This is a genomic window from Bathymodiolus platifrons methanotrophic gill symbiont (assembly GCF_002189065.1).
In the GTDB taxonomy this organism is placed as follows: Bacteria; Pseudomonadota; Gammaproteobacteria; order Methylococcales; family Methylomonadaceae; genus Methyloprofundus.
This window is the reverse complement of record NZ_BDMN01000159.1, coordinates 42,702-54,036: the sequence shown is the minus strand read 5'-3', so window position 1 is coordinate 54,036 and position 11,335 is coordinate 42,702. Positions and strand designations below refer to the sequence as shown.

8 protein-coding genes and 2 pseudogenes are annotated in these 11,335 nt (G+C 41.0%); 5 read left to right on the top strand and 5 right to left on the bottom strand.

Features of this window, described 5'->3' with window-relative positions; genetic code table 11:
• The 5 genes and pseudogenes from CDZ78_RS10055 to CDZ78_RS24520 form a co-directional block, all read left to right on the top strand.
• The coding region (locus tag CDZ78_RS10055) for a hypothetical protein (RefSeq protein WP_211200763.1) at window positions 1-500 on the top strand (500 nt) is incomplete at its 5' end.
• Between the two features lie 44 nt (window positions 501-544).
• On the top strand, window positions 545-694 hold the full coding sequence (locus CDZ78_RS24300; protein ID WP_147883282.1) for a replication initiation protein: 150 nt from the start codon (window positions 545-547) through the stop codon (window positions 692-694).
• A gap of 120 nt (window positions 695-814) precedes the next feature.
• Entirely contained in the window at window positions 815-1,468 is a 654-nt protein-coding gene (locus CDZ78_RS10045) for a nucleotide-binding protein (protein WP_087869897.1), read from the top strand.
• The gene (locus CDZ78_RS10040; RefSeq protein ID WP_087869896.1) at window positions 1,455-2,057 is read left to right on the top strand and encodes a hypothetical protein; all 603 of its coding nucleotides are present in this window, start codon (window positions 1,455-1,457) and stop codon (window positions 2,055-2,057) included. Before CDZ78_RS10045 ends, CDZ78_RS10040 begins: the two co-directional genes overlap by 14 nt.
• Window positions 2,058-2,136: 79 nt before the next feature.
• Window positions 2,137-2,253, top strand: a pseudogene (locus tag CDZ78_RS24520) (IS30 family transposase); the annotation flags it as partial.
• Between the two features lie 1,036 nt (window positions 2,254-3,289).
• On the opposite strand, the gene CDZ78_RS10035 reads toward CDZ78_RS24520, so the two are convergent.
• From CDZ78_RS10035 to CDZ78_RS10015, 5 genes and pseudogenes are all read right to left on the bottom strand, one after another.
• Window positions 3,290-4,786 carry an ISNCY family transposase gene (locus tag CDZ78_RS10035; protein WP_087869895.1) on the bottom strand — a complete coding sequence of 499 codons (1,497 nt, stop codon included), beginning with the start codon at window positions 4,784-4,786 and terminating at the stop codon, window positions 3,290-3,292.
• A 214-nt stretch (window positions 4,787-5,000) separates the two neighbouring features.
• A pseudogene (locus tag CDZ78_RS10030) lies at window positions 5,001-5,120 on the bottom strand (transposase); the annotation flags it as partial.
• A 145-nt stretch (window positions 5,121-5,265) separates the two neighbouring features.
• Window positions 5,266-8,355, bottom strand: coding sequence for an efflux RND transporter permease subunit (locus tag CDZ78_RS10025; RefSeq protein WP_230990760.1), 3,090 nt, complete (start codon window positions 8,353-8,355; stop codon window positions 5,266-5,268).
• A 282-nt stretch (window positions 8,356-8,637) separates the two neighbouring features.
• Window positions 8,638-9,846, bottom strand: coding sequence for an efflux RND transporter periplasmic adaptor subunit (locus CDZ78_RS10020; RefSeq protein ID WP_087869894.1), 1,209 nt, complete (start codon window positions 9,844-9,846; stop codon window positions 8,638-8,640).
• Window positions 9,843-11,234 carry a TolC family protein gene (locus tag CDZ78_RS10015; RefSeq protein ID WP_140413982.1) on the bottom strand — a complete coding sequence of 464 codons (1,392 nt, stop codon included), beginning with the start codon at window positions 11,232-11,234 and terminating at the stop codon, window positions 9,843-9,845. The genes CDZ78_RS10020 and CDZ78_RS10015 overlap by 4 nt, the downstream gene beginning before the upstream one ends.
• Window positions 11,235-11,335 lie beyond the last annotated feature (101 nt).

Below are 11,335 nucleotides of genomic sequence, written 5' to 3'. Positions count from 1 at the left end.
GCTTCAATAAAATGATTATGAGACTAGCAATTTCACAAGTACTAATTCTTTTACTGATTTTGTCCACTGTATCTAATTCAGCTTGTGCTGGATCAGGTGCCGGAGGTCAGATTAGGATAGTTAATAAGAGTCTTTCAGAAATCACAGCTGTTTGGTCAGGTGCAGGCTGTGCAGGTATTTATGGTGGCGTAGGTCTTAGTTGTCATAGTGAAATAATTCAGCCTGGAGAGTCTTATCTTTATAAGTATAACTGGGGTGTAACAACAACTTGGATAGCAGCTTCAAAGTATAATTCTCAGGGTTGTGGTACTGTTACTTATGATAAGAATCTATGTATTTATAAAGGCTGGGTTATAAGTACGGATGCTTATGACACAGATAGAGTCACTATTTACTCTAGGCATACAGAAACACCACCAGAGAATGTTCAAGGGATTAGTCAGCAAAAGCTATCTGAAAGTGAAATCTTTTGGTACACACACCCTTCTGTTAGAGAGTGAATAGATAATGATTAAAACATGATTGACGTGGTCTAAAGAGGCGTGTGATTGAACCAGCTATAGCTGAAATTAACGAGCATTCCAATCTATGGGTGAAGTATGGTCAAAGGAAGTCTGGCAGGACGGTGACACACTTTCAGTTCCAATTTGGTGTGAAAGATCAACCAAAGCAAAGAAAGAAATTAATCGTTTAGCTAAGCCTGGCGAAACTAAGGCGGCTGTTGTTGCACGTTTGACTGGTACATTGATGTCTGATTTTTCTAAACCAGGGGAAAGTTGGGGTGACGCTAAAGAACGGAAGAAGAGTTTGAAATATGATAATCACTGTATACGCAACTAAGTCATCAACAAAGACCTCTATAGCTGTTTCTACAGCAGTTTATTTAGCAAATAAAGGTAAAGACGTATTACTTGCTGACTTAGATACACAAGCGAGTGCAACTGCATGGCTAGAATTTAGATCTGATAATGGAAAATTAAAGCAAATACCTTGTATTCAAAAATATGGAAAGACAGTAGCTAAAGATTTGAAAGAGTTTGATAGTCGGTATGAAATAGTTGTGGCTGATTGTGGAGGGAAAAATGACACGAGTGGTCGAAGTGCTCTATTGGTAAGTGATACAGTAATCATTCCTGTTTTTCCATCCTCTCTATCTCTTTTAACATTAGAAACTAGTTTGAATGCATGTGTCGATGCAAAAATCCTTAATAATAAACTTAAGGTGATTGTCGTATTGACTGGATGCAGTGCTAATCATTTAGTCAAAGATACTAAGGAGAGTAGGAAGCTGATAGAAGATATGCTGGGTGAATACGAAGATGTCTTATTTGCTAGTAATTTTATTACAACACGAAAAATATGGATGGATATTGTAGCCTTAGGTAAAGGGATAACTGAATCTGGACATGGTCAAGCAACAGGGCAGTTTCAGTTGTTAATGGAGGAGATTGTTAATGGCGATTCTTAATAGAAAACAGCTTAAAACAAATAAACAAAAAGAGCAGGTTACTGAGCAATCATTCTTAGCAAAAGCTGAAGATTATAAAGATGATTTTACGCCTGATCTAACAACTCTATCTCTTGAAGAGTTAGCAAATCAGTTTATAGAAATAGATCGTCAATCTCATTTATTAAAAGGGCAAATATTACTAGAGGCGAGAGGTCGTTTCCCATCAGACAAAGAATTTGGCCAGTGGGCTTCTACCCACTCATTATGTGTGGGTAGCCAGCAATCTAGAAATAGACTGATGCACCTTGCTGACTTTTTTAGTGATGGGCGTACTATGGCAGGGATCACCATAACGTCAGCTTATGAAATAAGTGCTCCCATTAACAGAGGTAAAGCACTTATTGTTTATGATGAAATTCAGGGTAGAAATTTACCAGTTAAGCAGGTGAAATATCTATTGTATAAAGACTTTTTAGAAAATAAAAAAACCATAAAGGTTACTAAAAAAATGTTGGTTTTAAAAATTGTAGAGACAGTATTGTCCGGTAAATCTAATCAATTTAAGCTGGATGTTTTAGAAGCAGCTATTAAGCACGTAAAGAAATAGCTGTCCAAAAAAAACCAGCTAACAATTCTTGGTTCTGTCGCAAGTATTATTGGAAATGTAGACAGCCTGGTCTTCAACTTATCGCTATATTCTGACTGATAAAGCTGCTGGTGGTGACTTGTATACGTATTTAAGCCATCAAGCAAAACCTTACCGTAAACGCTATGGAAAAAATGATTATCGGGGTACGATCCCCGGGGTTATTATTCTCATGAATGTCATATAGTACCTGACTTTCTCACTAGTTTACCGGATGGGATGAGAAAGTATTTCTCCTAGATGGTATCTTATCCATTGGTTGCATAAAAACAGGTTACAGTTTATTTTTACACAAATATTTTTTTTTGCGACAGAACCACATATTGCTGTATGCAGATTATGAGAAGAACTATACCTGGGTTCTATCGCGAAACCAGCAATACTAAGTCTTGTTTTAATTCTGTTTTTCTAGCCATCACCCCCCTTTTTTTTAATCACAATAGTGTAATTACATTTTAAAATATTGTAAAACTTCTTACAAAAAACTGGATAGAAACTATTTTTATACCCATACCTTATCGCGACAGAACCTTTTTCATTGCCGGAGGTAAGCGATGGCAAAATGGAAACTAAATATTACCTCTAAAATCTGCCGTAGTCCGTATCCTGATCTTTAAAGCCATTCTTTAACAGGGGATTTATTAACAATTTCAGTGGTTTGGTTTTTTAACAGCCTTTTTTAACGCTATTTGCGAAGAATCAGGGCGACTTGAAGGTGATTATTGGTGCGGATGGTGATGTAAATCAAACACTTGTTTATTTAACTCCCTCTATCAGTGTATCCATACCCCTCTAGTGAGTGTCGAATTGTTAGGATTGCCAAGGGGATGCGTGGTTAAAGAATGAATAAACTAGGTGCGGTGGCAAATGGTACGTATCAACAGTGAAGAGTATTGTTGAATGATAAAAGGAAATAAATAGTCTTAACGTAGCTATCTCGATAACCTCTGCCACTCTATCGAGAGCAGTCCCCGAATCTTTGAAGCATACTTTATTTATTCCCCCTTAGGTAGTGCCTGCACGAAAAGCCATTTTTTTAAAAATGCCCTACTTAATTTAATGAATTATTTTTTAAATTTTGATTCAGCTTCGCTAAAAACTCATCAACTCTTACGAGTTTTATTAGTACAGTGCCGTTTTTCCACTTTTTAGACACACCAAACCCTCAGTAAGATCACTTTCTTAAAAAAAACTTAAGCGGCTTGCTTTTTTTCTTCGGCCAATCGTTGTCGTTCCATGTCCCGTTTGATTGCGCCCACTTTTTGTATATTTCTTGATAATATGGCTAATGCGGTATATCGCTCAAAACCTTCAATTCCATGGTCACGACATTTACTCAATCCATGAACCTGTCGTGCGTTTATGGCCGATTCGACGGCCGAGTGTTTCTTTTTGGCTTGTTTGAATTCTTCGGCATATTCACGCGGCTGATCCTTGATTGATAATTTTCCTTTCTTCGGTAACGTCACTTCATCTAATATCTCTTTTAATCCACTTTGATTACTTTTGCTATGAAAGCCTTTATCAAAGCTGCATGCGTTGAATTCCGAAAATTTTGCTTGAGTCAACTTGACCATTTCAATGGCTACTTTGTCATCGGTTTCTTTTTGCATGACTTTATGATGTAGTATGAATCCATGATAGTCTTCCATAATACAAACGCGTATGCCCAACTCAACCGGCACACCGGCTTTGCCTTTACTGATCCATTCGGTATGCGGTTGAAATAATGAAAATACTTTTTCATCGTGCGGGATGGTTTCTCCCTCAATGACACGTCGTCTAATCTGGTCGACTTGCCGATCACCATGCTGGAGAAATGTTTGCATATCAAGCAATAAGACTTTAGGAAGCTGGTATTTTCCTATCAATAACTCATAACTTTGAGTGATTAGATTCAGGTATTTTTGAGCCAGATCGATATAAATCTGGTGTGCCTTGCAAATCAAATCGGCCTGAGCTAGTTTTTTCTTTTCATCCTTCGAGGTGGAGTGCCGTAATCGCTGGATACGCCGATATTGTTGTTTGAATTGAGCCAGGTTGTGTTTATGCTGACGCCAATCGGGAAGGTGATAGTCTTGGCGCCAGTGAACGCACTGACGGAATAAAGCGCTCATGGCATCATAAAGCAAATTAATGTCCGTTGGAAAATGAACGTCTGTTTTTAAGACGAATGAATCGCAACGCCCCTTAATGGATGCACTGACATCTAAATTAAGCAATTGATAACCCGAACAAATGACTTCGGTGTTTATCCGATCCATGATGTCAGGTGTAAATAACTTTAGGTTATCTCTTAGAGTCTGTAAGCGATAATTCTTGTCATCAAAGATACCGTGCCCCAACATCATTCTGAGGGTTCGGTGTTCGTTGGCTAGTTCCTGGAGACGATCAAAGTCAGCACCGAGCGCTAGCCGCAAGGTACCTAATACCAAAATGGTCCACTGCTCCATTCCGGGGCGCCCTCTATTAGACGCTACGGCAACTATTTCATCGCTGCCTGTTTTATTCTTACGTGGAATAACTTCTTGAAGGATTTTAAAAACAGTTTCTTTCAAAAGTTTGCTTGTATAGATGTGTTGCAAGCCCAGCAGGATGAGTGGAATATCATCACGCGATGAGACATCAATGACAATGCTGGCAATATCTACTTGCCCAATTTCCAGTTGTGACGATATGATATTTCTCATGGATCTGATGCGAAGTTTTGCTGGAATGGAACTGTTATTGAGGACTCAGTATTTGCCAGTTCGATTTGTAAGAATAAATACTTGTTCAATAACAATGGTATAACCATTTTTTACGATAAATACCAAAATGGGGCACTCAGAATCTTCAGTAGTGATATTTGGCGTTATCATACCATAATATGTTGTTTTAAAAGGGTATTATTTATTTCGTGCAAGCACTACCTATGTCCTGCTTGAGTTCTTTGAACCCGGATTCGATTTTCCACCTTGCCCCGTAATACTCGATAATCTGTGTGATGGATAAATTTAAATCGGTAGTAAACAAAGCATAATACCAAAATGGGGCACTCAGAATCTTCAGTAGTGATATTTGGCGTTATTATACCATAATATGTTGTTTTAAAAGGGTATTATTTATTTCGTGCAAGCACTACCTAATTAATTAGGTAGGATGTGCTGACGATAGGAAGCGCATCAATTTATTTATCAGATGATACAAACCATTTATACAAGGCAGGAATCACTAGCAAGGTCAGAAAGGTCGAAGTAACCAGACCACCAACAACCACGGTTGCTAAAGGTTTTTGCACCTCAGACCCTGTACCCGTTGCCAGCAATAACGGAATCAGTCCTAATGCCGTGGTTACTGCGGTCATTAAAACAGGCCTAACTCTTAAACAAGCCCCTTTAATGGAGGCTTCGTCTATAGGAAGCCCATCTTTAACCAGTTGATTTAAATAGGTCATTAACACCATGCCATTTTCCAGGGCAATACCAAACAAGGCAATAAAACCTACGGATGCAGGAACAGACAGGTTTTGTCCGCTGAGCCACAAAGCAATCACTCCACCAACTAGCGCTAATGGAATATTCAGTAAAATCAACGCCGCATTTTTAACCGAGCCAAAACTGCTGAACAACAATAATGAAATAATGACTAAAGTCACTGGAATCACTATCGCCAGACGTTTATTCGCTTCCTGTTGTAAGCGGAACTGTCCACCCCAGGTAGTGAAATAGCCAGGAGGGAGTTTAATTTCACGATCAATCACTTGTTGCGCTTCTTCAACAAAAGAGACAATATCCCGATCAATCACATTGGCTTGAATACTGATAAAACGCTGATTATTTTCCCGAGTGATTTGTCTAGGGCCAACAATTTCCTCAATCGTTGCGATTTGTGCCAAAGGCACTTTGATCCCATCCGGTCCACTGATTAATAAATTGCGAATCGCTTCGATACTATCCCGATCCTGCTTTTGAAAACGCACCAGAATATCGAAACGGCGTATCCCTTCAAAGACTTGTCCCGCAGTCACACCACCAATAGCACCACTAATAACCTCTTGCACATCAATTAAATTAAGACCATAACGGGCAATGGCAAGGCGATCTGGTGTGATAACTAATTGTGGTGTACCAGAAACCTGGTCAACTTGAACATCGGCCGCACCCTCAACCTTTTTAATCACAGCAGCGATTTCATCGGCTTTAGTTTTGAGCTGTGCTAAATTATCACCAAATAATTTAACCGCCAGTTCCGCCCTAACACCTTCCATTAGCTCATCCACAGTCATTTCAATTGGTTGGGTTAAATTCGCGGTTATACCCGGTAAATCAGCCACTATTTTTCGAATTTCCTTTTCGATAAGTCCTTGATTCCCCGGATCTCGCCATTCATCCTTACTTTTAAGAATAATATACATTTCCGCTGAATTAATGGGATCTGCATGAGCACCCACTTCGCCTCGCCCAATTCGACTAGTGACTTCGATCACCTCAGGAATCTTTAATAAGCGCCTTTCCACAATCAATGTATTGCGTTTACTTTCATTGATGGATATTGAGGGAGCCATGGTCAAACGCACTACAATGGTGCCTTCCTGTAGTTTCGGGGTAAATTCAGAACCTAGAAAAGGAAAAATCACCATGCCCAATAACAACAGTCCAGCTGATAAGGCAACTGCAATTTTTCGATTATTGACAAAATATTCAACCAAAGGTCGATACGGTTTTAGCAAGGCATTGAGAATACGTTCATCCAACCCTGGTTTCCCATCCTTTGTTGAATTACGTCGCATTAATACGTCAGATAAGACTGGAGCCAGGAATAGGGCATACACCAAAGAACCTAGCATGGCCAATGCCACTGTATAGGCTAAGGGTCTAAACGTTTTACCTTCCACGCCCTCTAAAGTAAACAAAGGTAAAAACACGATGATAATAATAGTAATAGCAAACAAAATTGGCTTTCCCACTTCACGGCAGGCTCTACCAACAACGTGTAAACGTGACTCTTCCGGGTTTGATTCGCGCAATAAACGGTCTACATTCTCAACCATCACAATCGTGCCATCAACCATCATACCAATGGCAATCGCTAGTCCGCCTAATGACATTAAATTAGCTGACATGCCCAATAAACCCATGGCGATAAAAGCAAACATGACTGAAAATGGAATGGCAAGGGCGACCACCAGACTGGGGCGAAAGCCGCCCATAAATACCAATAACACCAAAGCAACCAGAATAATACCCTGTATCAATGCACTGCTAACGGTATTCACAGCCCCTTCAACAATATCTTTTTGTTGATAATAAGGCACAATACTGACCCCTTCGGGCAAAGTTCGATTGATATCCTGTATTTTTTGTTCAACTCGCTCTATCACTGTGGAGGCATTAGTGCCATATAATTTAATGGCCATACCGGCAACCACTTCACCTTCACCATTACGGGTCTGTAGTCCGCGTCTAATGGCACCGCCAATTTTTATTTCAGCCAGTTCTGATAAATAAACAGGACGTCCATCAACGGTCTTTACCACAATGTTTTCAATGTCGGGAATGCCTTTTGCCAAACCCACAGAACGGATAATGAACTGTTCATTGTTTTTCTCCAGATACTGAGCGCCGACATTAAGGTTATTAGCACGTACACGTTCTATCAACTCATTTAAGGTAACTTGATAGCGTAATAATGCATCGGGTTGTACCACCACATGAAATTGCTTTTCAAATCCACCAATACCCAGTACTTCCGTGACTCCACGTACAGTTTGCAAGTTGAATTTAACAATCCAGTCCTGCATGGTACGCAGGTCTTCCAGCGTATATTTATGCGTATCATCCTTTAGATAATAAAACAGTACCAGACCCATCCCGGTCGAAATCGGTCCCATTGATGGCTCACCAAAACTAGCTGGTATCTGGTTTCTTGCCTCCTGCAAGCGTTCACCGACCAGTTGCCGGGCAAAGTAAATACTGACATCATCTTCAAAATAGACATTGACTACCGATAAGCCGAAATTCGAGACTGAACGGATTTTCTCTATACCTGGTAGCCCTGTCATGGCTGCCTCAACGGGATAAGTCACATACATTTCAATTTCTTCAGGTGCTAGGCCTTCAGTAATGGTGAATATTTGTACCAGATTAGGTGAGACATCAGGAAAGGCATCGACGGGTAAACCCTGATAACTTCTATAGCCCGTTGCTATCACCACAACGGCAAGTACCAGCATTAACAGCCGACTGCGTAAAGATAAATTAATTATTTGATTGATCATAAAATCTCCAAAGGGAGTTTTGTGTAGGATGTGCTGACGATAGGAAGCGCATCAAATATATGCACATTTGCACATCATTGATGCGCTTCGTACCTCAGCACATCCTACTTTGTTAGGTATACTTCACTCGGTTACGGATGCGGATTTTATAGTGAGTTTGTTTTAGTCGAGAGCAAGGCGATAAAACAGGCGCATAGCTGGCTACGCAACTGTTTTATTAACGCAGCTATCGGCTAAAATTAACCAATAGAAAACCGCAGTCGTGGCCGCGTGAAGTATATATTAGTGGCTGTGGCCTTCGCCAAATTCACCTTTCTGTAACTGTGCTTTCAAAGAAAAAGCATTTTTGCTGACATAGGTTTGTCCAGGTTTTAAGCCCTGGATAATTTCCACTTGTTGAAAATCCTTGCGTCCAATTTGTACCGCTTGTAGTTCAAAGTCACCATCATCATGCTGTACAAAAACACTGGTTTGCCCGTCGACTGTTTGCAGTGCAGTTAAAGGAATTACAATGTCAGCCTGTTTTTTTGCGATAGCCACCTTAGCATTGACAAATAACCCCGGTCGCCAATAGCCATTCGGGTTGTCAATCACCACTCTGGCGGTTGCGCTACGGGTTTTTTCATTTAATGTAGGGCTTAACCAGCTAATATCACTCTTTGCTACCGTTGTTTTATCCGTTATGCCAAAGTGCGTACTGATGAGTACTTGTTGCCCTTGATGAATAAAGGACAAGTCTTTTTGATAAACCGTTAGATTCACCCAGACTTGCGATAAATCCGCGACTGTAAAGCTACGGGTATTGGTATTGAGTACTTCACCTTGAACGGCATGTTTTTCAATAATAACGCCCTCTGCAGGTGCACGTAATTCATATAAAGTCAGGTCTTTATCGGCATGCTGCAACACAGCAAGAATAGATTTTTTGGTCAAACCGATAGCCAATAGCCGCTGCTCGGCCACTTTACGTTTAATCGACATTTCAGTCTGAACTTGCTGAGCTGCCAGATAGTTTCGCTTTGCTGTGATATTGCCTTTGTACAAATCCCGCTCACGTTTTAGATTGGTATTTGCCAACTGTAATAGACTCTCTCCTGCGACAAATTCCGCTTTGGCATTTGCCAGTTCACGGCTTGAAAGAGTTGCTAAAAGGTCGCCTGCTATGACCTTATCACCCAAGTGTTTAAATACCTGGCGAACCACGCCTGAAACACGCGGGACAATATGAAACAAACGCTCAGGGGCAACAATGACTTCTCCAGTTAAATTCAGGGTTTTATTAATCACTCCCGATTTTGCCTGAGCCAGTTTTATGTCGAACTCTTGTAATTGCGCAGCAGAAAAATTGAGCTCAGGCTCTTTATGTTCCTCATGATTTTCGTGTTGCCCATGCTCATCTCCATGTTCCTCCGCAAAAGCAAAAGGCGGTACAGATAAAATAATGAATAGGGAAAAAATACAGGATATTAATTTTAAATTGACTCGCTTCATTGGATGTCCTCGCTCATTTTTATAGACGATGGGTTGAGGCTGCCACCGATTAATCGTTCAATTCTGGCAACATTCAGGTGATAATCTGTTTGAGCCTGTATATATTGTGTTTTTACACCAACAAGTGTGCGCTGTGCGTCGAGCACTTGCAGAAAATCGTATTCCCCTAAACGGTAACCACGACTTGCTACTTTAAAAGCGCTTTCCGCACCGAGTATGACATCAGTACGCAAAGTCGTGACTTCTACATAAGCTGAATTGAGTTGCTGATAAACGACATTGAGCGCAGTCATGGTATTGATTTCGGCATTTCTACGCTCATCCTCTGCCTTGTTCAAGCGCCGTTGAGCCGCAAGAATACTGCCCTGATTGCGATCAAATACAGGTAGCGGCATGGAAAATCCGGCATTCATATTGTAATCATGCCCATCCAGATAAGTATTAGTGCCAAAATTAAAGGTGATGTCAGGTATCGCTTGGGATTTTTCCAGGTTGATTAATGCCTGGCGCTGATTAATTTCAGTTGCCCATCGCGCTAAATCAGGGTTTTCTTTAATGCGCCGGATCAAATTCTGCAATACTGGCGGTTGCTGAATATCTTCCAGATCGCCCAGTGCAGACTGGAATAATGCCTGTGTATTTCCCCATGTGCTTGCCAGGCGCTGGCGACTGGCCAGTAATTGTTTCTGGGTACGTTGCAGATCAATCTGAGCGGAAGCCTGAATCACTTTTGCTTTGGTTTCTTCCAGTGGTGCCACGCTTCCTGAGAGAACCTTTGCAGCCGAAATATTAACCATTTTTCTGGCTAAATCCAGTAATTGCCCTGCTAAATGCAAGCGCTGCTGAGCCGCAAGCACTTCAATATAAGCCTGTGTGACCTGAGTTAAAACATTAATGCGTTGCGTTTCATAATCCCAGTTAGCCAGTTCGTGATTTAATGTTGCCACTTCGGTTCTGGCAGCGCGCTTGCCACCTAATTCAACTAATTGGCTTAATGCTATGGTAATCGCATCGCCATCTGCCCCTTTAAACTTGTTATTGCCGAAATTTGAGGCTTGCACGCCAAACGTCGGGTTGGGTAACAGATTAGCCTGTATAGTCGCGGCTTCGCGGGCACGGATTTCCTGAGAAAATGCCGCAAGCTTAGGGTTACCCGTTAATGCCAGCGCTAGTGCTTGTGCTAACACCAGTTGACCCGTTGGCTCTTTAATAGGCGCTAAAGCAACGGGGCGCTGTGCCATTATGTCGGGTGATTCTAAGTTAAGCGGATGCTGAGAGCCATTATCGACTGCTTCTGCATAAACTTGGGAAAAGGATAAACAAAATCCTACCGCCGTAAGCGAGACTATCTCGCGCACGTAAGTATTCTTTTTTACTCGTGGGTTCATTGAACCTCCTGAACTGATAACAAAACCTCAAGTCATACTTGAGAAATGAAATAGGGGAGGCGTTAGGTAAAGATTATTGTAGGATGTGCTAAGGCACGAAG

Bases quoted from the DNA above. Each gene is read 5' to 3' on its own strand.
- CDZ78_RS10035 (WP_087869895.1), bottom strand. From the start codon at position 4,786: ATGAGAAATATCATATCGTCACAACTGGAAATTGGGCAAGTAGATATT.
- CDZ78_RS10045 (WP_087869897.1), top strand. From the start codon at position 815: ATGATAATCACTGTATACGCAACTAAGTCATCAACAAAGACCTCTATA.
- CDZ78_RS10040 (WP_087869896.1), top strand. From the start codon at position 1,455: ATGGCGATTCTTAATAGAAAACAGCTTAAAACAAATAAACAAAAAGAG.
- CDZ78_RS10015 (WP_140413982.1), bottom strand. From the start codon at position 11,234: ATGAACCCACGAGTAAAAAAGAATACTTACGTGCGCGAGATAGTCTCG.
- CDZ78_RS10025 (WP_230990760.1), bottom strand. From the start codon at position 8,355: ATGATCAATCAAATAATTAATTTATCTTTACGCAGTCGGCTGTTAATG.
- CDZ78_RS10020 (WP_087869894.1), bottom strand. From the start codon at position 9,846: ATGAAGCGAGTCAATTTAAAATTAATATCCTGTATTTTTTCCCTATTC.